Origin of the sequence: Methylotenera sp. (assembly GCF_029945535.1) — a bacterium.
Classification (GTDB): Bacteria; Pseudomonadota; Gammaproteobacteria; order Burkholderiales; family Methylophilaceae; genus Methylotenera.
The window spans coordinates 37,770-63,080 of record NZ_JAQSCU010000001.1 but is presented as its reverse complement, the minus strand read 5'-3'; the positions used below and the strand labels follow the sequence as shown (position 1 = coordinate 63,080).

The following is a 25,311-nucleotide window of genomic DNA, read 5'->3' as shown; positions in this document are numbered from 1 at the left end:
TTTCTAGTGCAATTTATATTGCTAGGTGGGTCAATTCTGAGTGCAATTCAACAGGATACCTCTAAACAACTGGAGAATAGCACTATGACTGGATTAGGGAGGGATAGGGAGGCTTAATCAGTAATGTTACTAAACACAAAAAAACCTCTATATTGGAGCCTAACACAGGACAAGGTCTCCCTACCCTCCCCAAAGTGTCTTAAACCCAGTGTTAGCAACAGTCTCCAGTGGGGAGGGTTTAGAGTCAAGGTCTCCCTTTTTTATAAGAAAACATCTAAGTAATTAAAGGTAAGTATGAGTAACGAAGTGAAAAATATGTCAGGTGATACGGGTCTAGCTTTAGAGACAACCTCACTAGCGCACGATGAAATCCAAAAACTGGAGAGTACTATTGATATGCTAGTGGGTGTGACTAACTCGTTAAATGCTGAGTTAGGCAGCACTGGCAATAAGATGCATTACATACGTTGTGCAAAGGCCATTCAGGGCAACGCTGAGGCTATACGCAAGCTAACAGTGTCAATCTATGACATGAAGCTTAGAGAGCGTAAGGCTAATGAGAAGGACGTAAGCCCCAGTGATTGGGAGGCGTTGTAGGGTCAGGATGGGGTTATTGCGTGGCGATAGAGTTGATTGTAAGACTTTCTGTAGCAACCAATTTAAATTTCCTGTCCTTGACTGAAGGAGTTAAGTGCATAATGAGCACTTTATCGCCAAATGTACGTAGCAGTCTCCACTGTGTAGAAGTATCCCCATCGAGCAATGCGTATGGAAGACCTGAATCTTTAAAATTGATGTCTGCTTCAGCTTGTGAGTTTGCCAATGTCGATGGTGTAGTTGCTATTGAGATAGTGTATATGAGCATTAGAAGGAGAATTTGATCACTTTTCCATTGTGACTTTGAATCTTTCAATCGACTTATTAGCAATCCTGCAATTACTCCAGCAGAAAATAGAAATAACATTGAACTCAAGAAAACTAAAAATCTTTCGGTAAGCGGTGATATGTAAGTTTTGGGGATAGCTAGAGTAAATAATATTAATAATAGGCTGATAACACCTAACCTCAATCCAGATTTTCTCAATCCCTCAGATGATGTATTGCCATTCATTAGGGTTATTACTGAACAGATAGCTGCAATTACCATGAGAAGTATGCCACTAAGTCCCTGACGAGCAATTTGCTCGGATGAGAACAAAGGCATTACCCATGGTGCACCAATCTTAGAATAGTATGCGGTTAGGTAATTGCTGCCGTAAAGATAAGCTATGCCAGCCATCCCAGCCAAAGAGGCGCCAGCTTTAGTAATAAGTGATGAGAGCGAATCTATTGCTTGAGCTGTATTCTCATGTTTTTCTATTTTAGTGTTTGTCATAGGATTTCGCTTAATTTGGCTTATCTTTCACCGCAAGGGTTCTAGAATAATAGTAAACTATGAATTACCTCTTGGTCATTAGGCGAGACAATGCTTTATTTAATTCAGCTTCATCTTTGAGTGCCTGCGCCAATCGTTCTGATAGTTCGGCTAGAACCACACGGATGCTGCTAGCAATTTCTAAGCAATGCTCATCACTTCTCAAATGCAAACCATCACTGAGAGCAGAGTGCAGCAATGTAAGAGGGTTATGTCCGTTAATAAGTAGTGTCTGAGGTATTGCATCTTTTACATTCGCCAATGCTTTACTGAATTGCGTCTCTATTTTTGCATTTTCTAAAACCTTAATCGACTCGATTGGCGCCCCAACTTTCTCAGAAACCTTAATTATCTCATCAAGTATTCGGTTCTTCTGGTCCTCTACAACACGTCTGTAGTATACGAAAGCTCCGATTCCCAGACCTTGATTTTCGCATCGTCGTCCTTTCAGAAACAACTCACGATCAGGGCCGATTAGTTTAATCAGTCTAGCCGCAGTTGGCGGCCCATATTCAGGATTCTCACCGAACTTGTAGCACTTTCCCGAGTTAGATTTTTTATCTTTTTGGGCTGCGAGCGAAAATGTTTTTTCAGTCTTACGGCAGTTAGAACAAGCATATGTGATGTAAAAGTAATGGAAAGTATTTTCAGGAATGTCTGGCGCTTTTGCATCAATAAGGCGAAAAAATCGTATGCCATTACAAGAATCAGTTTGACAATGCAATTGTATTTCTGGAGTTACAAGCACATCGCCTGCATATCCTCCATTAGGATATATTCTAATTTTGGTTAGGTCAGAGATTAATGTCACTGTGCCGGGTGGAACGCTTTCAAGAAATTCTGAGAATGGAATTGGCGAGGGCTTTTCGTGAACTTCTGATTTTACTTGGTCATTCATAGTGCTCCAACCTGTTTTAAGTTAAACAATTATCTAATCGACGTAGTTGTCTGAAACAAAACATTGTTCGTTCGGACGTAAATCATACATCAAATTTTCTCAATCATAGATAAGAGTAATTACAAGTAAAGGAAACTTTGAAATATTTTAAAATCGCCTAAATGGGCTGGGGAAAATTTTAGATATGACATTGTCATATAAAGGGTATACGTCACCCCTATGACAATGTCATACAGCCCCGACAACGTCACAGCATATGACATTGTCATACTCACCTAACAGGCTTCATGCAGGTAAAGATTAATGCACTTTAAAGGCTTATTTTTTCACGCGGTAGCACATAGGTAGCACGAAGGATTTAGGCAATAAAAAAGAGCTAAGCCGTTAAGCTTAACTCTTTGATATTACTCACTATATTTGGTGCGCCCGAAGAGATTCGAACTCCTGACCCCTTGGTTCGTAGCCAAGTACTCTATCCAGCTGAGCTACGGGCGCATGCGCGGCATTATACTTGATGCTGCGTGTTTCTAAAAGAACTATGTGATAATTTTAATAGAATTACAACTTGGCGGAGAGCTAGGGATTCGAACCCTAGATACAGGGTTAAGCCCGTATGCTTCCTTAGCAGGGAAGTGCCTTCGACCACTCGGCCAGCTCTCCGTTTTATTACGCTGTTCAACTAAAGTTTCTTAATTGAGGCGCGATAATACTTGATTCGCGCCTAAAAATCAATCATAAATCTATGACTAAATTTACTATTTTTTAAGCTGCTTCTAATTCAAAAGCTTTGTGCAATACGCGCACTGCTAGCTCTAGGTATTTTTCATCAACAACGACTGCAATTTTAATTTCTGAGGTCGAAATCATTTGAATGTTGATGCCTTCTTCTGCCAATGTGCGGAACATTTGGCTGGCGATACCTACGTGTGAACGCATACCCACGCCAACGACTGAAACTTTAGCGATTTTGTCGTCACCACTGATTTCACGTGCGCCGATGTGGCCTTGTACTTTGTCACGTAAAATATTGAGCGCTTTGTTCATCTCATTTTTATGAACAGTGAATGTGAAGTCGGTTGTGCCGTCTGCGCCTGTGTTTTGAATAATCATATCGACATCGATATTAGCGTCAGCGATTGGACCTAAAATTTGGTAGGCGATGCCTGGTTTATCTGGCACGCCTAGCACAGTGATTTTGGCTTCGTCACGGTTGAACGCAATGCCTGAAATGATGGGTTGTTCCATGTTATCTTCTTCCTCAAATGTAATCAGTGTGCCGTCGCCTTCTTCTTCAAAGCTCGAAAGCACACGTAGCTTAACTTTGTATTTTCCTGCGAATTCAACAGAGCGAATTTGCAGCACCTTTGAACCTTGGCTTGCTAATTCAAGCATCTCTTCAAAAGTGATTGATTTTAAACGGCGAGCTTCAGGGACTACGCGCGGGTCAGTGGTGTAAACGCCATCAACATCAGTGTAAATTTGGCATTCGTCTGCGCCTAATGCCGCCGCCAAAGCTACGCCAGTGGTGTCAGAACCGCCACGTCCTAGTGTAGTGATGTTGCCATTCTCATCTTCGCCTTGAAAGCCTGCTACTACGCATACATAACCTGCATCTAAGTCTACTTTTAGATTATGTTGATCGATGTTGAGGATGCGTGCTTTGGTGTAGGCATTGTCTGTTAAAATTTTAACTTGTGCGCCTGTGTAGCTTTTCGCTTTAATGCCTAGCTCGATTAACGCCAGCGCGGTTAAGCCAATGGTGACTTGCTCGCCTGTGGAGATAATCATGTCCAATTCGCGTGGATCAGGCTCTGCCATGAGTTCTTTTGCTAAGCCAATGAGTTTGTTGGTTTCACCTGACATCGCTGAAACCACCACTACAACTTGATGCCCCATTGCTTTATAACGCGCTACGCGTCGGGCAACATTGCGTATCCTCTCAGGGTTCGCTACAGATGTGCCACCATATTTTTGTACAATTAATGCCATTTTTAGCTCTATAAGTTAATTAATCAAAGGCTACTTGATTAAAGTTTAGTTAATATAAATTAGTTGAATTATAGTTTACTGTTTACCCAGTCATTTACGCCAGCAAGTGCTTTGGGTAATTGGCTGGCATCCGTGCCGCCTGCCATTGCCATATCTGGCTTACCGCCGCCTTTGCCGCCTACTTGTTGCGCAACAAAGTTAACCAGTTCGCCTGCTTTGATTTTAGCGATTAAATCAGGCGTCACGCCTGCTGCTAAGCTGACTTTGCCATCGTTAACGCTAGCTAAGACTATGGCAGCTGATTTTAGTTTATCTTTTAGTTTATCCATCGTTTCGCGCAAGGCGTTTGCATCAGCGCCTTCTAACGTCACGGCTAAGACTTTTACACCTGCAATGTCTGTCGCTTGACTGGCTAAATCATCACCTTGAGATGAAGCTAGCTTAGATTTCAAACGCGCCAGTTCTTTTTCTAATGATTTTGCATGGTCGCTTAATTGCGCAACCTTAGTAGCAAGTTCGCTAGTTGGGGCTTTAAGGTCAGCAGAGAGTTGAGAAATCAATGCTTGTTGAGCATTAATTAACTTCAGCGCGCCATTACCAGTTGCAGCTTCAACACGACGAACACCCGCGGCTACACCACTTTCGGCATAGATTTTGAATAGACCAATATCACCAGTACGGCTCACATGCGTACCACCACATAACTCTGTGGTGCTGCCAATATCTAATACGCGCACAATATCGCCATATTTTTCGCCAAACAGCATCATTGCACCGGTTTTTTGTGCGGACTCAATATCCATTTCACGGGCTAGTGTTGGTGCGTTAGCAAGAATCTCGGCATTCACAATTGCTTCGACTTTGGCGATTTCTTCGTCTGTCATCGGTGCGTTATGCAAAAAGTCAAAACGTGTTTTATCCGCATCAACCAAGGAACCTTTTTGTTGCACATGCGTACCTAGTACTTGGCGAAGTGCTTTGTGCATCAAGTGTGTTGCGGAGTGATTGCGCATAATATTGGCGCGAGCGGCTAAGTCCACACTCGCTTTCAGACTTTCACCAACGCTAATTTTGCCGGTTTTTAAAATTCCGTGATGACCAAAAACTGCCGCTTGGATTTTTTGCGTATCCTCCACAGCAAAAATACCATTTTCGGCTTTAAGTACGCCATTGTCACCTACTTGACCACCAGACTCAGCATAGAATGGCGTGTTATCTAATACCACAACACCTTGTTCGCCTTCTGAAAGTTGGGTCACAGAAGCGCCATCTTTGTATAAGGCCAAAATCTTTGCGCTAGCTTCTAAAGTTTCATAGCCTTTAAAGTCTGTATTCGCACCATTGTATTCAAGATTGGTTGCCATTTTGAACTTACCAGCGGCGCGCGCCTGTTCCTTTTGGCGAGTCATAGCGGCATCAAATGCTGCGCTGTCTACATTTACCTCACGTTCACGGCAGATGTCTGCCGTTAAATCAAGCGGAAAGCCGAAAGTATCATGCAGTTTAAAAGCAAGGTCACCATTGAAAAGAGTGTTATTTGCTTTAGACATTGCTGCAAGTTCAGCTTCTAAAATCTCCATACCGTTTTCAATGGTTTCAAAGAAGCGGTCTTCTTCTAGCTTCAACATATCCATGATGCGTGATTGATTCGCGACAAGTTCAGGATAGGCTTCGCCCATTTGTTTGACCAAATCTGGTACAAGTTTGTAGAAGAATGCTGCGCGAGCACCCAGTTTATAACCATGACGGATTGCGCGACGAATAATGCGGCGTAGCACATAGCCACGACCTTCATTGCCTGGAATCACGCCATCTGCGATTAAGAATGAGCATGCCCGTATATGGTCAGCAAGTACTTTAAGAGACGGAATGCTTAAATCTGTTGTATTGGTTTCACGTGCGGCAGCGGCGATTAAACCTTGGAAAATATCAATTTCGTAGTTGGCATGTACGTGTTGCAATACCGCAGAAATACGCTCCAAGCCCATGCCTGTGTCCACAGATGGTTTTGGTAGTGGATGCATTACACCCGCTTCGTCGCGGTTGAATTGCATGAACACGTTATTCCAGATTTCGATAAAACGGTCGCCGTCTTCATCTGGGCTGCCTGGAGGGCCACCAAAGTGGTGATCGCCGTGGTCGTAGAAAATTTCGGTACAAGGTCCGCAAGGACCCGTGTCACCCATCATCCAGAAGTTGTCGGAGGCGTAACGTGCGCCTTTGTTGTCGCCAATTCGGATAATACGTTCTGCTGGCACGCCAATTTTGTCATGCCAAATGTTGTAGGCTTCATCGTCGTCTGCATAGACGGTGACGGTGAGTTTGTCTTTTGGTAGTTTGAAAACTTCTGTGAGTAGTTCCCAGGCGTAAGCAATCGCATCATCTTTAAAGTAATCGCCGAAACTAAAGTTGCCTAACATTTCAAAGAATGTGTGGTGGCGTGCTGTGTAGCCTACATTTTCAAGGTCATTATGTTTGCCGCCGGCGCGTACACATTTTTGGCTGCTTGTCGCGCGAGTGTATGCACGTTTGTCAAAACCTAAAAACACATCTTTAAATTGGTTCATCCCAGCGTTAGTGAATAGCAGGGTAGGGTCGCCGTGTGGTACAAGCGAGCTTGACGCGACGATTTGATGGCCTTTTGAGGCAAAGAAATCGAGGAAGGCCTTGCGAATTTCGTTACTGCTTGGGTTGTTACTTAGTTTGATTGTCATTATTTGTTTATCGTTGATTTTAATTACTATTGTATTTAATCATTAGCTGACTCATTACTACTTTTTTCATTGAGCACTTTTTTAATTACGTCAAAACCAAAGCCACGACTTTGTAAAAATCTGGCTTGTTTTGCCCAGTCTTCCCGGCTACTAGGGCTGGCTTTAAACTTTTTGCGACAAACTTCTCGTGCAAAATCCAGTTCATTTACTTTAACTTCTTCAACGGCGTCAGCGATTAAATCGTCAGCTACGCCTTTTTCTCGCAACTCATTGGCGACGCGTGCGCTACCAAATTTACTTTGTCTTGCATGTACTAGCTGCTCTGTGAACCTTGCATCTGAAAGCCAGCCGCGTTTTTTAAAGTCATCCAGAATGGCCGAAATGTCATCGGACTCTTCTGCAAACGGTTTTAATTTCTGGGTGAGCTCAAAGTATGAATACTCGCGCTTACCCAGATAATCAAGCGCCCGTTGCCGCAGGCTTTTTGGTTTAAATTCGATTGCGCAACCTCGTTACAGATTCAATGAACGTTTAATCTTCTTCAGAGCGTACTGCAGGCATTGCTTCGCTTAACGACTTCATATTGGCGCGGATTTTTGCGTCAATTTCATTAGCGATGGCTGGGTTTGATCTTAGGAATTCGCGCGCATTGTCTTTACCTTGGCCGATTTTTTCACCGTTGTAGCTATACCAAGAACCTGCTTTTTCAACCATCTTCAAGTTTGCGCCAAGCTCAATAATTTCGCCTTCACGTGAGATGCCTTCGCCATACAGAATATCAAATTCAGCTTGTTTGAATGGCGGCGCGACTTTGTTCTTAATCACTTTTACACGTGTTTCTGAACCAATGACTTCATCACCTTTTTTAATCGCACCAGTACGGCGAATATCTAAGCGCACAGATGCGTAGAATTTAAGCGCGTTACCACCAGTAGTGGTTTCTGGGTTACCAAACATTACGCCGATTTTCATACGGATTTGATTAATGAAAATCACCATCGTGTTAGTACGTTTGATGTTGCCAGTAAGTTTACGCAAAGCCTGGCTCATTAGACGTGCTTGTAAGCCCATGTGTGAATCGCCCATTTCGCCTTCAATTTCGGCACGTGGAGTCAATGCAGCAACAGAGTCGATAACTACAATATCAACAGAACCTGAACGCACAAGCATATCAACGATTTCTAATGCCTGTTCACCAGTATCTGGTTGTGAAATCAATAAATCTGGCACGTTAACGCCTAGTTTTGCAGCATATTGCGGATCTAACGCGTGCTCAGCATCAATAAATGCTGCTACACCGCCAGATTTTTGCATTTGCGCAATCACAGAAAGCGTTAATGTCGTTTTACCTGAAGATTCTGGACCGTAAATTTCAATCACACGACCGCGCGGTAAACCGCCGATGCCTAAAGCAATATCAAGGCCTAATGAACCCGTTGAAACCGCCTGAATATCTTCACCAATATTGCCGTCGCCCATGCGCATAATGGAACCTTTACCAAATTGTTTTTCAATTTGTGCAAGTGCCGCGCTCAGTGCTTTGCTTTTATTATCGTCCATGTATCGCCTTTGAATTTTGTTGCTAAGTTAATCGCATGATTATTCCATAAATTTGCCCCTAAAGTAAGGCTCTAGTGGCTTTAGATTGCGATTAAATGTGAATTAAGTATTTGTAAATTATTGTTTTACTGACAAATGCGCATACATTTAGTTTTCGCATACGCTAAAAACTCTGCACCATAGCTGAATTGTGCTTTGTCCTCTAGGCGGTGGCATAATGCCTCCTACGAATAATAAAAATCTAAATGAATGAGGAAATTATTTTGCCTTCGATATACGATTTAAAACCACGATTTCAAGCCTTGTTAAGACCTATTGTCAATGCACTTGCACGTGCGGGGGTTACCGCTAATCAAGTGACTATCACAGCAGTGATTTTATCTTTTATTGGCGGGGCTTTAATTGCTTGGCAGCCTTATGCCACTTGGCCTTTGTTGGTTCTACCTTTGGTGCTGTTTTTGCGTATGGGTTTGAATGCGATAGATGGTATGTTAGCTCGGGAGCATGCTCTACAATCTAAATTGGGCGCAGTATTGAATGAATTGGGCGATGTGGTTGCTGATGCTGCCTTGTATTTGCCTTTAGCTTTGCTGCCTCGCGTCTGTGCAAGCTTGATTATGTTGCTAGTGCTACTGGCAACTATCAGCGAAATGATGGGGGTGGTTGCCGTGCAGATTGGCGCAACCCGCCAGTATCAAGGGCCTATGGGTAAAAGTGATCGTGCATTCTGGTTAGGCGCAATCGCGCTTGCGCTTGGCATAGGCATGCCGTTTGGCGGTTGGGTGAACTGGTTGTTAGTCGTAATGCTGTTGCTATTAGTGATAACGATTTTCAATCGTGCTAAAGGTGCGTTAAAAGAAACAGCAAAGGCTCTGCATGCCGATTAATTTGCAGATTGCTTTGTGGGGGGTCGTCGTTGTACTTGTCGCAGGTACGTTGATTATTTGGTCAAAACGCGTTTTTCGCCCAAGTGACTCTGACCATGAGCTTGGTTTGCGCATGCGTTCTTGGTGGGTGATGGCAGGTTTGTTTATTTTAGCCATTGCCGTGAACCGTGCATTAGGCGTGTTATTTTTCGGGCTAGTGAGCTTTTTAGCGCTAAGAGAATATCTCAGTATTATTCCCACCAGAGCTGCTGATAAACGAATGTTGTTATGGGTGTACCTCGCTATTCCACTTCAGTATTTATGGGTTTGGCTGGGGTGGTATGGCATGTTTATCATTTTCATTCCCGTCTATATGTTTTTGTTGATGCCGCTTCGCATGCTGATAGGTGGCGAAACACAAGGTTTTTTGAAAGCCGTTGGCACTTTGCACTGGGGGCTGATGACAACAGTATTTTCACTCTCTCATGCGGCGTATTTACTTGCATTGCCTAATCAGGTTAATCCAGCGGCAGGTAGCGCGGGCATACTTTTATTTTTGGTGTTTCTTACACAATTCAATGACATCATGCAGTATGTCTGGGGTAAGTTGCTGGCTAGCATCAAGGTGATTCCTAAGGTTAGTCCTAATAAAACTTTAGGTGGTTTACTAGGTGGTATTGCAACGACTACTTTTTTGTCGTGGTTGCTAGCGCCCTATTTAACGCCACTAGTCGGCTGGGAACCTCTTGCAGCAGGCGTGTTGATTGGGTTGGCTGGTTTTGTGGGGGATGTGAGTATTTCAGCGGTGAAGCGCGACTTGGGTCTTAAAGATACTGGCAATCTGATTCCAGGTCACGGTGGTATTCTTGACCGTGTTGACAGCCTGACCTATACCGCGCCATTGTTTTTTCATTTTGTGTATTATCTGCACTATTGAAACTGCAAATTTAAAATTTGCATCATGAAAAGGGAGATTGATCGTATGTTGAAAAAATTATTAGTAATCGTTTGCTTGTTAATGAGTAGCACGAGCTTTGCTGCCACTGAAGAACCTAACCATGCGATACATGAAGAACTACGTGGATTATTGCAGGGCATAGAAACTGCGATTAATACTGAAAAATATAGTGATTTAAAACAATATTTTGATGACAAGTTAAAAATAACTACCATCAATCAAAATGTAATTTCTACGCCAGAGGGCATAGATGCTTACTTTAAAGACTGGTTTGGCACAGGTGGCTATTTGAAAAAATTAGACATTAAGTTAACGCCAGATGCTTTGACAGAATTATATGGCGACCCTGCAAACCCAAGTTGGGGCTTAGTTTACGGTAGTGGCACGGAAAATTACCAATTAGTGGATGGCCGTAATTTAGCCATGAAAACGCGCTGGACCGCGACGGTAGTCAAAGAGGCTGATGGTAAATGGCGCATATTAGCTTTGCATATAGGTACCAACTTTTATGACAATCCTATTTTTGCGGCAGTAAAAGACTCAACTAAATATTATGCAATTGGCGGCTTAGCGCTTGGTTTGCTACTAGGCGTGTTGGGCATGATATTTTTACGTCGTAAAAAATCTTAGTTTAATTTGAATGATTTTAATCAATGGTGCGTTATTGAGAAATAACTCACCATTTATTTTATGTTGATTGTTAGCAAATTCCCGCCTAGCTTTAATTGCGTCGTTCGGCATGCCTATCAACTCATTTTGACCACTTAATTTTACAAAGCGCTTGACACATAAAACTAAATAACTAATTATATAGTTATGTTATAAAATGATTTTAGTTTAAATCTTAATAAATGGAATTTGTCATGATTAGAGTAGCAGAAGAGCATACCTTTACCGCGATAGATGGTGCTGAGATTTTTTATCGCCATTGGCCAAGTCAGCAGCAGGGTAATAACAAACGAGCAATCATTTTATTCCATCGTGGGCATGAGCATTCTGGCCGTCAGCAAGATGTGGTGGATGGTTTAAATATGCCTGATTATGATTGTTTCGCTTGGGACGCTCGTGGCTTAGGTAAGTCTCCCGGTGTGCGTGGTTATGCAGAAAACTTTGGCGTGCTGGTCAAAGATGCTGATGTTTTTGCGCAGCATATATGCAATACATATGGCTTTAAGTTGGAGGATATTTCAGTCATTGCGCAAAGCGTTGGCGGGGTGATTGCTGCAGCTTGGGTACACGATTACGCGCCGAATATTCGCAGTTTGGTATTAGCCTCGCCTGCACTAAAAGTGAAATTGTATGTGCCGTTTGCTAGAGCTTCTCTTGCCATAATGCAAACGTTAGGGCTTACAAAATTAGTGCCTGCACTGGCTTTTGTGAATTCTTATGTCAAAGCCAAATGGTTAACTCACGATGAAGTACGCATAGCCTCATACGATAATGACCCATTAATTACCCGCCCAATTGCTGTGAATATATTGCTGGAGTTGTACAGCACAGCGGAGCGTTTGGTTAAAGATGCGGCGGCAATTACCACGCCAACGCAGTTTTTAGTGTCAGGTAGCGATTGGGTGGTGCATCAACAGCCAGTAAAAGACTTATATGAAAAGTTAGGTGCTAGCACTAAGGAGTATCACGAGTTTGAGGGCTTTTTTCACGATACGCTGGGTGAAAAAGATCGCCATTTACCATTAGCAAAGGCGCGTGAATTTATAGAAAAGCAGTTTCTAACTCCATTTACTGAGCCTAACTTAATCAAAGCAGACCTTTCAGGCTATACCTTTGATGAAGCCGAGCAACTGAAAAAGCCTTTACCTACTTTCAGTCTGAAAAATCTATACTTTGCAGCTACCCGAGCTAACATTCGATTTGGCAGCAATATGTCCCATGGTTTGAAGCTGGGTGTGGATACTGGCTTTGATTCTGGCAGCACGCTGGATTATGTTTACGAAAATATAGCTCGAAGCAGAACATTTGTAGGTGGTGCTTTGGGTGAAATTATTGACCGTACTTACCTCAATGCCATAGGCTGGCGCGGTATTCGTGTACGTAAAGTACATAATGAAGCGATCTTGGCAAAAGCCGCAGCATTGTTGCGAGAAGCTCAAAAGCCAGTGCGTATGATGGATATTGCAGCTGGGCATGGTCGTTATGTTTTAGATGCAGCGCTAGCGGTAAAAGCTGACAGTGTATTAATGCGCGATTATAGCGAGCTGAATGTGACTGCTGGCCGTGCAATGATTAAGAAGCATGATTTAGAAAACATCGCTCAATTTGAATTAGCCGATGCGTTTGATGCAGCTTCAATTGCAGCAGTTACGCCTAAACCAACATTAGCGATTGTGTCTGGCTTATATGAATTATTTCCTGAAAATTCATTAATACAAACATCGCTAAAAGGCGTTCATGCAGCTTTAGAAGATGATGGATACTTAGTGTATACCAATCAACCATGGCATCCTCAACTGGAGTTGATTGCGCGAACACTCACCAGTCATCGCCAAAATAAAGCGTGGGTAATGCGTAGACGCACACAGCGAGAGATGGATCAATTGGTGGCAGAAGCAGGTTTTGAGAAGATTGACCAATTGACCGATACTTGGGGAATATTCAGTGTATCGCTAGCAAAACGTCGTTAAGTTTATGCAAATCAAGAACCCACCTATCTTATGGAAGAGCGGCGCCATTTGGTTAGCGCTTCTAGGACCATTCTTTTTTCTAAGTTATGGTTGGGTGAATTACTACACCAGTGGGCGTAGCGATGTTGGCGTGATAGTTGAAGCTTGGGAGCATCAGTTACCATTTGTACCGTGGTTGATGCTGCCTTATATGTCGATTGATGCATTTTATGCAGCCTCGTTATTTTTGTTTCGTAAGCGCAGCACACTGGATAGGCATGCGCTCAGGCTCTTGCTGGCTACGGTAGTTTCGCTTATCGGCTTTTTGCTGTATCCACTGCAGTTCTCTTTTGAAGTGCCGAAAGCCGAAGGGTTTAATGGCGCATTGCAGGCAATTTTGCTGGGCTTTGATAAGCCATATAACCAAGCACCCTCATTACATATCAGTCTGCTGATAGTCTTGTGGGAGTTGTACGCTAAGCGCCTGCAAGGCTTTGCGCGTATGGCTTTGCACATTTGGTTTTTTGCCATTGCCGCTTCTGTGCTGCTGGTTTATCAGCATCATTTTATTGATGTTTGGACAGGTGCTTTGGTGGGCGTTGCTTGTTTGTATCTGATTCCAGATCAGCCATTCTCATGGCGTTGGCAGAAACCAACTGCGCAAATGAGGCAGCTAGCAATGCGCTATGCTCTATTAGCAGCATGCACGATAGTTGCATCAATGCTTGCTCATCAGGTTTCAGTTTTACTCGCGGCTATTTTTATGTGGACGACTATTGCATTAACGCTCATAAGTTTTGCATATTTGGGATTTGAGCAACAGGTATTTCAGCGGGATAGCCTATCCGTCAGGCGTGGCAATATGCGTTGGCCAGCCAAATTTTTATTGGCACCGTATTTATTTTTAAGTTGGTGTAGCTATCGCATGTATACCAAGCGTCGATTTTTACCCAATAAAATTCATAGTAATGTGTGGCTGGGAGCCTTTCCAAGAACTGCAGTGAGCAATCTTGGCATAAATTGGCATGGTGTGATGGATTTAACCAATGAGTTTCCAGCTTCTGTACTTAAGGCCCCAATTCAAAAATATCTGCCAGTTTTAGATTTAACGCCACCTAAGCCGAAAACCCTAGTCCGTGCAGTGCGTTGGTTAGAGCGTACACAACAGCAAGGTGACGTGTTGGTGCACTGTGCTTTGGGATTGTCGCGAAGTAGCAGTGTAGTAGCTTGCTGGCTAGTTTGGCGTGGGCATGCTGATAGTGTTCAACAGGCCATTGCTATGATAGATACTAAGAGAGTAGGTGTAGTTTTAAGCAAAGAGCATGAAGCTAATATCGAACAAGCGCTAAAAGAGTTGGATTGAGATGAGTGATTCTGAGTTAAGCCACACTAAGCCTAAAGTGCATGCAAAATTAAGCGTGATTCTGTCTCTGCTCAAAGCATTTAAATTAGCCGAGCTGCTTGCTTTGGCGAATAATCTGCTTGCAATCGTTACTTTCATGTATTCACCCGTATTGCTACTCAAAGCGATGGCATCGTTAATATTAGCAGTGGGTTTGGGAATTTTTTACTTTGCGCTACGTATACGCATAGATATTACTTTGTTTGAGCGTTGGGACAGCATTGAGATTAGCCAGTTAGACAATGTGCTTAGCAACATTAACCCAAAGTATCAGGCAGGAAGAACGCTAGACGAGCGATTACGAGGCAGTTATAGGCTATCTAACCGTGGGTTGGGGTTGTTATTTGTGCAATTTTGTTTGCTGATCACTGCAGTTTGGTTGGCTTAATTTGAGCAATTGTTCATAGTCATTTAGTCATCAGGTCAACCAAATGTAAGTTAATACGTTTTTTAATCTCACAAACTGTATTTTGTGATTGGAGATAAAAAATGAAATTATTACGTTCTGCTGTTATTGCTTTAGCCATTGGTGTGGCTTCTATATCTACTGCATCTGCGCGAGATTCTTTTAGCTTGGGTGTTAACATCGGCGGCTATGGATATGCGCCACCAGTTGCTTATTATCCTGCACCGCCCGTGGTGTATTACAGTCAACCTGTTTATTACCGTGCTCCACAGCCTGTGTATTATCAGCCTGCTGTTTCACACCAGTACTACAATGTAGGATACCGTGATTATGATAGAGGCTGGCGTCACGAAGGTCGTGAGCATCATGGTTGGGGTCATGGCGGTGGTGATCGAGGCGATTGGAATCGCGGAGGTCACGATGAAGGCCATCATGGCGGTCACCGCTAGTTTTAATGCTCTAATCTTTACCGTTTAACCTGTCGATAAGCCCCGTCATTAACTCGATGGTGGCTTGTTGACGGATCTCTTGACGATTACCTTTAAAGTGTTTGGTTGTAGTTGATGTGGGTTTGTGAGCACCAGCCCAAGCAAAACAAACGGTACCGACAGGCTTTTCAGGCGTGCCACCATCAGGGCCAGCAATGCCCGTGATGCTACCAGTCATTTGAGCTTGACTATTTTTTAATGCGCCATTAGCCATCTCAATGGCGATTTGTTCGCTTACTGCGCCAAATTTTTCTAACGTTAGACTAGATACACCCAACACCTCAACTTTTGCTTGGTTACTGTAAGTCACAAAGCCGCGGTCAAACCATGCTGAACTTCCAGCTATGCCGGTGACGGCTTGAGCGACCATTCCCCCTGTGCAGGATTCAGCTAAAGCTAATATATAGCCTCGCGCTTTAAGTGCGGCGCCTAGTTCGGAAGCTAAATTTGATAAAGCAACATCATCCATGTGCAACCGCCCATTGCAAACCCTGCAAGCCAATAATGGCATAGATTGCAGCGAGTAAATCATCAAACATTACGCCAAAACCGTTTTTGAGTTTGGCATCAAATTGCCTGATGGGGAAGGGTTTCCAAATATCAAACAACCTAAATAGTAAAAATGCCACAATCCACCACTGCCATTGGTTAGGTGTGAAAGCGAGTACTAACATCATGGCGACAATTTCGTCCCAAACAATGCCGCCATGATCTGATACACCAAGCGCTTTACCGGTTACGCCGCAAAAATAAATGCCAATTAAAAATAAAGCAGAAATGATGATGAGTTGCGTTGATAAAGCATAGACCGAAATCAGCCAGAATAGTGGATAGCCGATCAGTGTGCCAAACGTACCTGGCGCTTTTGGCGCGAGGCCGCTACCAAAGCCTAGCCCAAAGAAATGAGCAGGGTGCTGTAACAGAAACTGAACATTTGGCGATTTAACTAAAGTGGTCAAAACCAGTTTCCTTCATGTTTAAAATTTCGTTATCTAAACCATGTAATACTAAGTCAGTATTGCTTGTAACGTGACCTATGCAACTTAACTGGAGTTTAGTCATTTCACTTATTTTAATGATTTCTGTATGTTTTTCTGCAGGTGCCGTAAAGCATAGCTCGTAGTCATCGCCGCCAGCTAACACCATTTTTCTCAGGCTCTCATCACGCAGGTCTATTGGAAAGTCTACAAAAGTTGAATGAGGAATCCTTTTTAATTCTAGCGCTGCACCAATATTCGATTGTTCCAAGATGTGACCTAAATCTGCCAGTAAGCCGTCTGAAATATCAATCGCACTATTGGCTATATCTTGCAATGCTAAACCTAGGGTCACTCGTGGTTGCGGTTCATGTAGTGCTTTTGCACATGTGGTAAGGACGTCTATTGGCAATGTTATTTTACCTAGCATGTGCTGCAAGGCGATAGCTGCATCTCCTAATTTACCAGATACCCAAATTTCATCTCCAACCTTCGCGCCACTGCGTTTTATTGCTTTGCCAATCGGTACTTCCCCCATGATTTGCACGCTGATGGTCAGTGGTCCGCGCGTGGTGTCGCCACCGATTAAATCGACACTAAAGTTATCGGCGCATGCAAAAAAACCGCGTGAGAATTCGGCTAACCATGACGCATTAATTTCAGGCAAGGCAATGGCCAATGTTACCCACTTTGGGTTCGCGCCCATCGCGGCCATGTCGGAGATATTCACGGCGAGCGATTTCCAGCCCAGTTGATAAGCATCGCAACCTGCAAAAAAGTGAGTACCCGCTACCAGCATATCTGCTGAAATGGCAAGCTCCATGCCTGTTGATAGGCTAATTAATGCTGCATCGTCGCCAATGCCCAACTTCGTATCACGCGTGGCTCGAGTGAAGTATTGTTTGATTAAATTAAACTCTGGCGTCATTAAATTTAAATTCTATGGGCACTATTTAGAGCTACTGGATGGCGCATTAAAGAAAGGAATTGGCGCACTTGCATAAACTGCGGATGGTAATTGGCCATTCCATTTTGCAGCTTTAGTTTGCTCTACCTCAATGCGGCGTAACTCCAGCACGTCTTTATTTTGTGCTAAAGCAGCATTTTGCACTTTCAGCGCATCAGCCTGCGCGGTGGCTAATTTCAATATTTGATACGCTTCGCCATCTGCTTGGGCTTTTAGCGCACTAGCTTCAGCCTCGGCGATAGCGACTTTTTGCTTTTGTTCGGACTCAACGGTTTTAAGTTTATTCTCTGCGCCAAGACGTAATTGCTCTTGTGTCACTTTGGCGCTAATGGCCGCCATATAGTCTTGAGAGAATGAGAAGTTGCGCATATCCACATTAATCACTTGAGCACCATAGACTTCTAATTTTTTGCGCAGCGCATCTAAAATGTCACTGGAAACTAAAGAGCGTTTACCGATTAAATCTGGCGCGGTATATCTTGCCGTCACCGCTTTAAACACTTCTTGCGTGGCAGTTTGCACGTAAGATTGTAAATTACCATCGTGGCTATACTTCTCAAATACTTCAGCGACTTTATCTGGTTTGATGCTATATCGCACCGTGAGGCTCACGCGCACGGGTTGCGTGTCACTAGTACTGCCATCAGCGTTTTCTACTGCAGCTTCTTCAGCACGTATATTGAAAATGCTTAAAGTTTGCCAAGGGGCAACTAACATGAAACCTTCGCTTTCAATGCCCTTAATCGCGCCACCGACAGTGACAACGCCACGACTACCTGTAGGCACGCTGCGCAAAGGCCATAACCAAGTGAGCAACACCACCACAATGACACCTATGACGATATATTTAATCGACGACTGTACTGAAGGACTGTTTTCCATATTGCTCCCTTTTATTTTTTGTAGAAAGTTATTGATAGGTGTTGTCATGATGCTATTTTATTGCGGATTTTGGTCGAAATGCTTTAACCAAAACCTCATTAGTTTCAATATAAGGCGCGCCAATCAGGTCTAAGCAGTAAGGCACGGCGGCAAATATACCATGCACCTTGGTATTGCCCACTTCATCCTTTAAACCTTCTAGCGTCTGTGCGATGGCTTTCGGCTGACCTGGTAAATTGATGATTAAACACTGCTTACGAATCACTGCAACTTGGCGTGACAGTATCGCCGTAGGCACAAAATTTAAACTAATTTGACGCATCTGCTCGCCAAATCCCGGCATTTCTTTATCAGCAACAGCGAGTGTTGCTTCTGGTGTCACGTCGCGCAAGGCTGGGCCTGTGCCGCCTGTAGTTAAAATCAGACTACACTCTTCACTATCTACCAAGTCAATGAGGGTGGATTCAATTTCATCTTGCTCATCGGCAATCAATCGTGCAATCATTTGATAAGGCGTAGCAAGCGCGCTATCAAGCCAGTTTTTGAGTGTAGGTAGACCTAAATCTTCATACACGCCGCTGCTTGCGCGGTCGCTAATTGAAACTAAACCAATTTTAATGAATTCTTTTGTCATTCGCTTGTCTGTTGTTAAGTAGTTAAAAAAGAGTTAAGTAGCTTAAAAAAGCTAATCATAACATTATCAAGGTAAAGGACATTTTATGCAGCCAAATAACCAGCAATTCAATCAGAAAAGACAAGCGCGGACCCTAGTGTTGCAGAGACGAGTGACTGGCAGTTTGATATTGCTGAGTTTTCTAGGTTTAGGTGCTGTTTTATTAGCACCCAAAGCACATGCTTATGAGGTGGTTAAAGCAAATTCAAATTTGTTTGAAGAAAAATATGTTGAGCAAAATGATCACCAACTTAAATCCCTGGATGCCTCACCTGACACCACTTTAGAAATAGGTGAAAATCAAGAAGCAGATACTACCCGTATGCTAGAAAACGGGTATGACATGATGGGAACTTCTGAATTTGTTTCTACAAAAGTACCTGCAGAGTTAGCTAGAGTTTATGGAAAGAAAATTAAAGCTGATACCGTTTTGGTTTTTGATAAACCTACCTCGCTAACCACCAATATGGTGAATATGGATGGCACGGAAACTGGCGATAAAATGATTAAAGAAGTTAATGAAGAGAATGCTAAAAATGAGAGAACCATTCATTACGCTAGTTATTGGGCAAAGCTGCCTATGCCTTTACTTGGCGTGCATGTCATTAAGTTGGTGAAAGCTTCGCCTAACCCAAGTGAAGAGGGCGTGGTGCAACCTGGCCTAAAGGTTATAGCCGTGATTAAAGACTCGCCAGCCGCTAAAGCTAAGATTGCCACCGGTGACACTTTACTTAAAATAGGTGATGTTGCGCTTGAGAAGGCCGATGACTTATTTGGAGCGGTGAAACGCTATCAAGGTCGAACTGTAGATGTTCTTTTCCGTCATGGTGATGAGGATGTTAAAGCTACGGTTGCGCTGAACTCACGAAAATAGTAGAAAATTCAATGTATATCGCTAGGTTTAAGATTCAAATAAATCTAGCGATATTTAGTGCGTGATGTTGTATTGCAAAATATAAGTGGTATTGCCTGCTAAATAGCCAATCAAGGCTAGCCAGCTTATTTTCTTAAGATACCAAACAAATTGTATTTTTTCTAAGCCCATCGCCGCAACGCCCGCTGCTGAACCTATAATTAAAATTGAACCGCCAGTGCCCGCACAGTAGGCAACAAACTCCCACAAGAAACTGTCTGGCGGATAAGTTGTAAGGTCATACATTCCAATTGAGGCTGCCACTAAGGGAACGTTGTCCACAATGGCACTAATTAAGCCCATGATAGTAACTATGACATCCTGACGACCAATAGTTTGATCTAGGAATGTAGCTAGAGAGCTGAGAATCTGACTGTGTTCTAGCGTCGCAACAGCAAGTAATATGCCGATAAAGAAAACGATAGAACTCATATCTATGCGCATGAGGGCGTGGACTAGGGATAAGTGTTGCTTGTCTTGATCATCTTTATTTCGGTGTAATAAATCACCGACTAACCACAATAAGCCCAAGCCAAATAGTATGCCCATAAACGGAGGTAGATGCGTTAAGGTTTTAAATGCGGGCACTAATACCAATATGCCTAAACCCATAAAAAATACTACCTTGCGCTCGAATTCGTTGGATTGCAAAGTGATAGTGTTTTCTAGCTTAACTGGCGATATTACAGCTTTTCCTCTAAGTGAATAGCTCACGATAGATAGAGGCACAATCAAGTTGACTAAAGATGCTAGCAAAAGACCTTTTATAATAGAGGCGGCGGTGATTTGCCCGCCTATCCAAAGCATGGTTGTAGTGACATCACCGATAGGAGACCACGCTCCCCCAGCGTTGGCTGCGATGACAACCATAGATGCAAATAGAAGACGATCCTCCTTTTTATCTAGGAGTTTTTTCATGAGCGAAATCATGACGATGGTGGTGGTTAAATTGTCTAATATTGCGCTCAAGAAGAAAGTCACAAAACCAACAAGCCACATTAAACTCGATAACTTAGTAGTCTTAATGCGAGATGTAATGACTTCAAATCCATTATGAGCATCTATTACTTCAACGATTGTCATAGCACCAATCAGGAAGAATACGATCTGCGCTGTAGTGGCTACCGATTCACTCAGTTGATGATTAACTTGGGAGTCGTTGTTGCTGAATACCGCGTAAATAGTCCACAGCAAACCCGCACCAAGCAAGGCGGAGGCTGACTTATTTATTTTAATTGGATGTTCAAGCGCGATAGCTGCATAGGTAACGATAAAAATGATGATGAGCGCGCTTAGCATATTTACTTTTTTAGCTATTTCAAAGGCATTAAATAATGTACTTTAATTGCCTTTGTCTAATTCATCGGTAGGCGTATAGCTAGTGTCAGCATCGCTATTGCCTTGAGATTCTTGCGTGATTTCACGTAGCAATTTGAAAATCTCACGACTGCTCTTAGGCGGCTTATTGGCTTCTAGTTCTTTTTGCGCATTGCGAATCAAGGTACGCAATTGCTGGCTATCTGTCTTTGGGTGTAGCGCCATAAACTCAGAAAGTACGTTGCTGTCAGCAATCATGCGATCACGCCAGCGCTCTAAGCCATGAAAATAAGCATTTTCGGCCGTATGTTTACCATCCCAGCGCGCTAATTGTTCAAGTATTGGCGCGTTATCTAGCTCACGCATCAATCTACCTAAGTATTGGCGATGGCGTCTAATGGCGCCATTCGCCGTTATTTTTTTAGTATCGAGCACAGCTGTTGTTACTGCATCAGGTAAATCTAACTTAAGCAGTTTATCTTTAGGCAACTCAGATAACCTAACGCCAAGCGCTTGCTGCGCGTCAGCTTCGGCTTTAAGTTTGGTTTTGCTAATAGGCTCGTCAACGTCTGATTCAACTTGCTTGTTGAATTCATTGTCTAATTCGCGGTCTTTAGCGGTCTTTTTAGGTTTTGCTGATATTTGAGGTTTCATAGTGCGGTATTATAACAGTCTAGATGTTGATAGACATTCCTTTAGTATTTTGTGTGTATTTTTATAGTAGAAGAGTTATGGCAGATTCTGGATTTAGTTATTCTTTAGATGAAATTAAGCAAATGTCGAGAGATGTGCTTAAAGTTGCAAAAGATTTAGGCGCAAGCTCGGCGGAAGCTGAGCTCAGCTTAAGCATAGGTCAAAACGTTTCAGTGCGCTTGAACGAAGTTGAAAACATTGAATACAATCGCGATAAAGGCATGTCCGTTACGGTATATTTTGGTCAACAAAAAGGCCATGCCAGCACTTCAGATTTAAGCCCGTTAGCGATTAAAGATACGGTAGCAGCAGCCTGCAATATTGCTAAATACACAGCAAAAGATGAGTTTTGTGGTTTGGCTGACGCGAATTTAATGGCGAAAGATGTTCTTGATTTAGACTTGCATCATCCTTGGAATATCTCGGTAGAAGAAGCTATAGTCATTGCAAAAGAATGTGAAGCAACTGCGCTGGGTGTAGATACACGTATTACTAATTCAGAAGGCGCTAGTGTTTCCACAAGTACAGGATACTTTGCCTATAGTAACAGTCATGGCTTTACCGGCGGCTATCCAAGTTCGCGTCACGGCGTGAGTTGCTCAGTCATTGCAGAGTTTGACGATAACATGCAGCGCGATTATTGGTATAGCACCGCTCGCGCAGCCGCAGATTTAGAATCAGCCGCAGCTATTGGCAAGAGGGCTGGTGAGCGAACAATTAGGCGATTGAATTCACAAAAAATCAAAACTTGCCAAGTGCCAGTGATGTTTGAAGCGCCATTAGCGAGCGGGTTAATCTCTAGTTTAATTAATGCAATTTCAGGTGGCAATTTATACCGCAAGTCTTCATTCTTATTGGATAGCTTAGATAAGCAAGTCGCCTCACCGCTACTTAATATCTATGAAGAACCACACCTCAAAAAAGGGTTGGCAAGTAGCCCGTTTGATAGCGAAGGCGTGGCAACACACTCGCGACAATTAGTAAAAGACGGTGTATTGCAAGGTTATGTGATGGGCAGTTATTCGGCACGTAAGTTGGGTATGCAAACTACTGGTAACGCAGGGGGAAACCACAATTTAATTGTGCAATCTGGCGCGCAAGACTTCGCGGGCCTGCTAAAGCAAATGGGAACGGGCTTGTTGGTAACGGAGCTGCTAGGTAGCGGCATGAATATGGTTACTGGCGACTATTCACGTGGTGCTGCTGGTTTTTGGGTTGAGAATGGTGTGATTGTTCATGCTGTAGAAGAAATCACCATTGCCAGCAATATGGCCGAAATGCTAAAAATGATCATTGCGATTGGCAATGATGTTTGTATACAAGGTTCAAAACAAGTGGGTTCTATTTTAATAGAGCGTATGACAGTAGCCAGCGAGTAAACTAGTGACGCTGAATAAAAAAAGCTCCAGTAATGGAGCTTTTTTTATTACTTTTTACAGTCTATTGAGCTGGAGTATCTGCTTTCACAGGGTCTATCGCAGTTTCTGTATCAACGTCTTCAAAGTCATCTTTGATTAATTCTTCAGGCACTAAACCATCTTGAACCAAGCTCGCACGTTTTTGCAAATAAGCATCACGTGTAAATGCATATGGATCTAGCGATGCCTCATCAACCAAGTCAGATGCAGTCAGTAACTCAGTGCGTTTATCCAAAAATTGCGCAGCACGTAATTGGTTGCTTAATCTAATCTGACCAATGTTACGAGGATAGGTGATCGGATCGGTAGTAAATGTGTCGAATACCAAACCAGTCGTATCACGCAAGCTTGATGGCCCTAATAGTGGTAAAACCAAGTAAGCACCGTTACCCACACCCCAGTAACCAAGAGTTTGACCAAAATCCTCTTTATGATTTCGTATATTATCTTTACCTGCTACATCAATAAATCCAGCAATACCAAACGTGCTATTGATGACAAAACGACCCGCATCTGTAAATGCATTAGCAAGTTTAAGCTGTAATAAGTCATTTAAAACGGTGGTGAGTGAGCCTAGGTTGCTAAAAAAGTTATTAAATCCTGTACGAATCGGCGTAGGCGTGATGGTTTTATAAGCAATAGCTACCGGTTTAATGACTGCTTTGTCGGCGACATCGTTAAATTTGTACACGCCACGATTAAATCCTTCAAGCGGATCTTTATTGCTTTGTGTAGCGCAGCCCGATAGCGCTGCAAGTGTGAGCACACAAGTGGCAAGGATAATAGTTTTATAATTTTTTATTGTTTTAATACGCATTCAAGACCCCAAATTGTGGTTTTTCTCTGGTTTTATCATAAAAGTTGTTTAAAGTGATTTTATAAACCGCTAAGCTAACTATATGAGCAACTACGGAAAAACTTACCATTACTTTAACTTAGCGGATGGTCATTGTCCAGCATTTGCTTATGTGAGCCTTAATTTTAATAGGGTAATGGATTATTTGAATCGAGGATGTAACTGGTCTTTTTGTGTGCTTTTCATGATTTGCTCGCGGAGTAATCGTTTAAGTGGCACAATTATCAAAGTAGATTTAACTTAATAAAACTCACTCGTCACTCATCATGTGACGTCTAAATATAGGAAGCCGTGTGACTAAGCATATCAAGATCTCAGAGTTTTTAAAGCAGCATTTGCAAGGCGAACATAGTGTTGCGCTTAATGCCATATTAAGTGACGTGGTGGACGTATGTAAAAAAATTGCTGTTGCCATTGATAAAGGCGCTATAGCTGGCAATATGGGTAGCTTGCGTTCTGAGAATGTGCAGGGCGAAGTGCAAAAAGCCTTGGATGTGATTACTAATGACATCTTTGTTGAAGCTTGTCAGCATAGTGGCTACGTTGCTGGGATGGTTTCTGAAGAGTTGGTTGATGTGATTGACGTTGATGATAAGCACAAAAAAAATGGTGATTATCTATTGATGTTTGATCCGCTCGATGGCTCGTCTAACGTGAATGTGAATATTTCGGTTGGTACTATTTTCTCTATTCTGAAAAGCGCAAGTAATAAACCAGAGTTAGCTGACTATTTGCAGCCGGGTACCGCTCAAATATGCGCTGGTTATGCCTTGTATGGCACCTCTACTATGTTGGTGTTCACTACTGGTAATGGCGTGAATGGATTCACGTTAGATGCAGATTCTAATGAGTTCTTGCTAACGCATCCCAATATGCAGATTGCTAAAGAAACGCAGGAGTTCGCTATCAATATGTCGAACTACCGTTTTTGGCGAGAGCCTGTGCAGCGCTATATTGATGAGTGTTTGCAAGGCGAAGAGGGCGATCGTAAAAAAGACTTTAACATGCGCTGGGTGGCTTCAATGGTGGCAGAAGTGCATCGCATCTTAGTGCGAGGTGGTGTGTTTATGTACCCAACTGACACTAAGTCACGGTCTGGGAAGTTGCGTTTAATGTATGAAGCTAATCCTATGAGTTTTATCGTTGAGCAAGCTGGTGGTGCTTCAACGACTGGCTCACAGCGTATTTTAGAAGTGCAGCCTAGTGGCATACATCAGCGCGTACCAGTGATGATGGGCTGTAAAAGCGAAATAGATAGAATTGCTGCTTATCACCAAGTCACTTCTAAGCGGAAATAGCTCT

Annotated in this window: 25 protein-coding genes and 2 tRNA genes; 11 read left to right on the top strand and 16 right to left on the bottom strand. The window is 42.9% G+C overall.

Translation table 11 applies throughout. The features are described from left to right. The first annotated feature begins 294 nt into the window (after positions 1-294). Complete coding sequence (locus PSU72_RS00365; RefSeq protein WP_300429482.1) at positions 295-597, top strand: hypothetical protein; 303 nt, start codon at positions 295-297, stop codon at positions 595-597. 13 nt (positions 598-610) lie between these two features. Here PSU72_RS00365 and PSU72_RS00360 read toward each other — a convergent pair whose 3' ends face one another. The 8 genes from PSU72_RS00360 to recA all read right to left on the bottom strand — a co-directional run bounded on the left by PSU72_RS00360 (position 611) and on the right by recA (position 8,575). Next, complete coding sequence (locus tag PSU72_RS00360) at positions 611-1,375, bottom strand: hypothetical protein (RefSeq protein WP_300429479.1); 765 nt, start codon at positions 1,373-1,375, stop codon at positions 611-613. Between the two features lie 64 nt (positions 1,376-1,439). Next, positions 1,440-2,312, bottom strand: a complete 873-nt coding sequence (locus PSU72_RS00355) for a hypothetical protein (RefSeq protein WP_300429477.1) — start codon at positions 2,310-2,312, stop codon at positions 1,440-1,442. A 418-nt stretch (positions 2,313-2,730) separates the two neighbouring features. After that, positions 2,731-2,807: transfer RNA gene (locus tag PSU72_RS00350), tRNA-Arg, on the bottom strand. A gap of 71 nt (positions 2,808-2,878) precedes the next feature. After that, a tRNA-Ser gene (locus PSU72_RS00345) sits at positions 2,879-2,972 on the bottom strand. Between the two features lie 102 nt (positions 2,973-3,074). Beyond that, complete coding sequence (locus tag PSU72_RS00340; RefSeq protein WP_300429475.1) at positions 3,075-4,301, bottom strand: aspartate kinase; 1,227 nt, start codon at positions 4,299-4,301, stop codon at positions 3,075-3,077. 68 nt (positions 4,302-4,369) lie between these two features. Beyond that, a complete protein-coding gene (gene alaS, locus PSU72_RS00335) occupies positions 4,370-7,015 on the bottom strand; it encodes an alanine--tRNA ligase (RefSeq protein ID WP_300429473.1) in 2,646 nt (881 codons plus the stop codon). Positions 7,016-7,050: 35 nt separating this feature from the next. Further along, positions 7,051-7,515 (bottom strand): recombination regulator RecX, encoded by a 465-nt coding sequence (gene recX, locus PSU72_RS00330; RefSeq protein ID WP_300429489.1) that lies wholly within the window; start codon positions 7,513-7,515, stop codon positions 7,051-7,053. A gap of 31 nt (positions 7,516-7,546) precedes the next feature. Further along, positions 7,547-8,575, bottom strand: a complete 1,029-nt coding sequence (recA, locus tag PSU72_RS00325; protein WP_013148861.1) for a recombinase RecA — start codon at positions 8,573-8,575, stop codon at positions 7,547-7,549. A 245-nt stretch (positions 8,576-8,820) separates the two neighbouring features. Here recA and PSU72_RS00320 point away from each other — a divergent pair, with 245 nt between their 5' ends. From PSU72_RS00320 to PSU72_RS00290, 7 genes are all read left to right on the top strand, one after another. Continuing rightward, on the top strand, positions 8,821-9,462 hold the full coding sequence (locus PSU72_RS00320) for a CDP-alcohol phosphatidyltransferase family protein (protein ID WP_300429471.1): 642 nt from the start codon (positions 8,821-8,823) through the stop codon (positions 9,460-9,462). Beyond that, positions 9,452-10,378 (top strand): phosphatidate cytidylyltransferase, encoded by a 927-nt coding sequence (locus tag PSU72_RS00315; protein ID WP_300429469.1) that lies wholly within the window; start codon positions 9,452-9,454, stop codon positions 10,376-10,378. The genes PSU72_RS00320 and PSU72_RS00315 overlap by 11 nt, the downstream gene beginning before the upstream one ends. Positions 10,379-10,423: 45 nt before the next feature. Beyond that, the gene (locus PSU72_RS00310) at positions 10,424-11,029 is read left to right on the top strand and encodes a DUF4440 domain-containing protein (protein ID WP_300429467.1); all 606 of its coding nucleotides are present in this window, start codon (positions 10,424-10,426) and stop codon (positions 11,027-11,029) included. Between the two features lie 233 nt (positions 11,030-11,262). Next, positions 11,263-13,038: a bifunctional alpha/beta hydrolase/class I SAM-dependent methyltransferase gene (locus tag PSU72_RS00305; RefSeq protein WP_300429464.1), complete on the top strand. Its 1,776-nt coding sequence runs from the start codon at positions 11,263-11,265 to the stop codon at positions 13,036-13,038. 4 nt (positions 13,039-13,042) lie between these two features. Next, positions 13,043-14,380, top strand: a complete 1,338-nt coding sequence (locus PSU72_RS00300) for a phosphatase PAP2/dual specificity phosphatase family protein (RefSeq protein ID WP_300429462.1) — start codon at positions 13,043-13,045, stop codon at positions 14,378-14,380. A 1-nt stretch (position 14,381) separates the two neighbouring features. Next, a complete protein-coding gene (locus PSU72_RS00295) occupies positions 14,382-14,807 on the top strand; it encodes a hypothetical protein (protein WP_300429460.1) in 426 nt (141 codons plus the stop codon). Between the two features lie 101 nt (positions 14,808-14,908). After that, positions 14,909-15,274 carry a hypothetical protein gene (locus PSU72_RS00290; protein WP_300429459.1) on the top strand — a complete coding sequence of 122 codons (366 nt, stop codon included), beginning with the start codon at positions 14,909-14,911 and terminating at the stop codon, positions 15,272-15,274. A gap of 10 nt (positions 15,275-15,284) precedes the next feature. Here PSU72_RS00290 and PSU72_RS00285 read toward each other — a convergent pair whose 3' ends face one another. From PSU72_RS00285 to mog, 5 genes are read right to left on the bottom strand one after another with little or no spacing between them, the layout of a single operon-like run. Then, positions 15,285-15,782 carry a nicotinamide-nucleotide amidohydrolase family protein gene (locus tag PSU72_RS00285; protein ID WP_300429457.1) on the bottom strand — a complete coding sequence of 166 codons (498 nt, stop codon included), beginning with the start codon at positions 15,780-15,782 and terminating at the stop codon, positions 15,285-15,287. Beyond that, positions 15,775-16,272: a phosphatidylglycerophosphatase A gene (locus tag PSU72_RS00280; RefSeq protein WP_300429455.1), complete on the bottom strand. Its 498-nt coding sequence runs from the start codon at positions 16,270-16,272 to the stop codon at positions 15,775-15,777. Before PSU72_RS00280 ends, PSU72_RS00285 begins: the two co-directional genes overlap by 8 nt. Continuing rightward, positions 16,256-17,218 carry a thiamine-phosphate kinase gene (thiL, locus tag PSU72_RS00275; RefSeq protein ID WP_300429452.1) on the bottom strand — a complete coding sequence of 321 codons (963 nt, stop codon included), beginning with the start codon at positions 17,216-17,218 and terminating at the stop codon, positions 16,256-16,258. The genes PSU72_RS00280 and thiL overlap by 17 nt, the downstream gene beginning before the upstream one ends. 21 nt (positions 17,219-17,239) lie before the next feature. After that, positions 17,240-18,139: a prohibitin family protein gene (locus tag PSU72_RS00270; RefSeq protein ID WP_013148850.1), complete on the bottom strand. Its 900-nt coding sequence runs from the start codon at positions 18,137-18,139 to the stop codon at positions 17,240-17,242. A 52-nt stretch (positions 18,140-18,191) separates the two neighbouring features. Continuing rightward, positions 18,192-18,773, bottom strand: coding sequence for a molybdopterin adenylyltransferase (gene mog / locus PSU72_RS00265; protein ID WP_300429449.1), 582 nt, complete (start codon positions 18,771-18,773; stop codon positions 18,192-18,194). A gap of 85 nt (positions 18,774-18,858) precedes the next feature. Between mog and PSU72_RS00260 the strand changes: the two genes are divergently transcribed. Further along, positions 18,859-19,686 carry a PDZ domain-containing protein gene (locus PSU72_RS00260; protein ID WP_300429448.1) on the top strand — a complete coding sequence of 276 codons (828 nt, stop codon included), beginning with the start codon at positions 18,859-18,861 and terminating at the stop codon, positions 19,684-19,686. 54 nt (positions 19,687-19,740) lie between these two features. Here the strand turns inward: PSU72_RS00260 and nhaD are convergent, their stop codons facing one another. After that, on the bottom strand, positions 19,741-21,024 hold the full coding sequence (nhaD, locus tag PSU72_RS00255) for a sodium:proton antiporter NhaD (RefSeq protein WP_300429446.1): 1,284 nt from the start codon (positions 21,022-21,024) through the stop codon (positions 19,741-19,743). A 42-nt stretch (positions 21,025-21,066) separates the two neighbouring features. Beyond that, positions 21,067-21,696 (bottom strand): ribosome biogenesis factor YjgA, encoded by a 630-nt coding sequence (yjgA, locus tag PSU72_RS00250; protein ID WP_300429444.1) that lies wholly within the window; start codon positions 21,694-21,696, stop codon positions 21,067-21,069. Positions 21,697-21,773: 77 nt separating this feature from the next. Between yjgA and pmbA the strand changes: the two genes are divergently transcribed. Then, positions 21,774-23,114 (top strand): metalloprotease PmbA, encoded by a 1,341-nt coding sequence (gene pmbA / locus PSU72_RS00245; protein WP_300429442.1) that lies wholly within the window; start codon positions 21,774-21,776, stop codon positions 23,112-23,114. Positions 23,115-23,175: 61 nt separating this feature from the next. Here pmbA and PSU72_RS00240 read toward each other — a convergent pair whose 3' ends face one another. Next, a complete protein-coding gene (locus PSU72_RS00240) occupies positions 23,176-23,970 on the bottom strand; it encodes a VacJ family lipoprotein (RefSeq protein ID WP_300429440.1) in 795 nt (264 codons plus the stop codon). Positions 23,971-24,302: 332 nt separating this feature from the next. Between PSU72_RS00240 and PSU72_RS00235 the strand changes: the two genes are divergently transcribed. Beyond that, complete coding sequence (locus PSU72_RS00235; protein ID WP_300429438.1) at positions 24,303-25,307, top strand: class 1 fructose-bisphosphatase; 1,005 nt, start codon at positions 24,303-24,305, stop codon at positions 25,305-25,307. The last annotated feature ends 4 nt before the right edge of the window (positions 25,308-25,311 follow it).

What these genes read in the sequence shown, in the direction of transcription:
- PSU72_RS00365 (WP_300429482.1), top strand. Translation starts at nt 295, where the DNA reads ATGAGTAACGAAGTGAAAAATATGTCAGGTGATACGGGTCTAGCTTTA.
- PSU72_RS00360 (WP_300429479.1), bottom strand. Translation starts at nt 1,375, where the DNA reads ATGACAAACACTAAAATAGAAAAACATGAGAATACAGCTCAAGCAATA.
- PSU72_RS00355 (WP_300429477.1), bottom strand. Translation starts at nt 2,312, where the DNA reads ATGAATGACCAAGTAAAATCAGAAGTTCACGAAAAGCCCTCGCCAATT.
- PSU72_RS00340 (WP_300429475.1), bottom strand. Translation starts at nt 4,301, where the DNA reads ATGGCATTAATTGTACAAAAATATGGTGGCACATCTGTAGCGAACCCT.
- alaS (WP_300429473.1), bottom strand. Translation starts at nt 7,015, where the DNA reads ATGACAATCAAACTAAGTAACAACCCAAGCAGTAACGAAATTCGCAAG.
- recA (WP_013148861.1), bottom strand. Translation starts at nt 8,575, where the DNA reads ATGGACGATAATAAAAGCAAAGCACTGAGCGCGGCACTTGCACAAATT.
- PSU72_RS00320 (WP_300429471.1), top strand. Translation starts at nt 8,821, where the DNA reads ATGAATGAGGAAATTATTTTGCCTTCGATATACGATTTAAAACCACGA.
- PSU72_RS00315 (WP_300429469.1), top strand. Translation starts at nt 9,452, where the DNA reads ATGCCGATTAATTTGCAGATTGCTTTGTGGGGGGTCGTCGTTGTACTT.
- PSU72_RS00310 (WP_300429467.1), top strand. Translation starts at nt 10,424, where the DNA reads ATGTTGAAAAAATTATTAGTAATCGTTTGCTTGTTAATGAGTAGCACG.
- PSU72_RS00305 (WP_300429464.1), top strand. Translation starts at nt 11,263, where the DNA reads ATGATTAGAGTAGCAGAAGAGCATACCTTTACCGCGATAGATGGTGCT.
- PSU72_RS00300 (WP_300429462.1), top strand. Translation starts at nt 13,043, where the DNA reads ATGCAAATCAAGAACCCACCTATCTTATGGAAGAGCGGCGCCATTTGG.
- PSU72_RS00295 (WP_300429460.1), top strand. Translation starts at nt 14,382, where the DNA reads ATGAGTGATTCTGAGTTAAGCCACACTAAGCCTAAAGTGCATGCAAAA.
- PSU72_RS00290 (WP_300429459.1), top strand. Translation starts at nt 14,909, where the DNA reads ATGAAATTATTACGTTCTGCTGTTATTGCTTTAGCCATTGGTGTGGCT.
- PSU72_RS00285 (WP_300429457.1), bottom strand. Translation starts at nt 15,782, where the DNA reads ATGGATGATGTTGCTTTATCAAATTTAGCTTCCGAACTAGGCGCCGCA.
- thiL (WP_300429452.1), bottom strand. Translation starts at nt 17,218, where the DNA reads ATGACGCCAGAGTTTAATTTAATCAAACAATACTTCACTCGAGCCACG.
- PSU72_RS00270 (WP_013148850.1), bottom strand. Translation starts at nt 18,139, where the DNA reads ATGGAAAACAGTCCTTCAGTACAGTCGTCGATTAAATATATCGTCATA.
- mog (WP_300429449.1), bottom strand. Translation starts at nt 18,773, where the DNA reads ATGACAAAAGAATTCATTAAAATTGGTTTAGTTTCAATTAGCGACCGC.
- PSU72_RS00260 (WP_300429448.1), top strand. Translation starts at nt 18,859, where the DNA reads ATGCAGCCAAATAACCAGCAATTCAATCAGAAAAGACAAGCGCGGACC.
- nhaD (WP_300429446.1), bottom strand. Translation starts at nt 21,024, where the DNA reads ATGCTAAGCGCGCTCATCATCATTTTTATCGTTACCTATGCAGCTATC.
- yjgA (WP_300429444.1), bottom strand. Translation starts at nt 21,696, where the DNA reads ATGAAACCTCAAATATCAGCAAAACCTAAAAAGACCGCTAAAGACCGC.
- pmbA (WP_300429442.1), top strand. Translation starts at nt 21,774, where the DNA reads ATGGCAGATTCTGGATTTAGTTATTCTTTAGATGAAATTAAGCAAATG.
- PSU72_RS00240 (WP_300429440.1), bottom strand. Translation starts at nt 23,970, where the DNA reads ATGCGTATTAAAACAATAAAAAATTATAAAACTATTATCCTTGCCACT.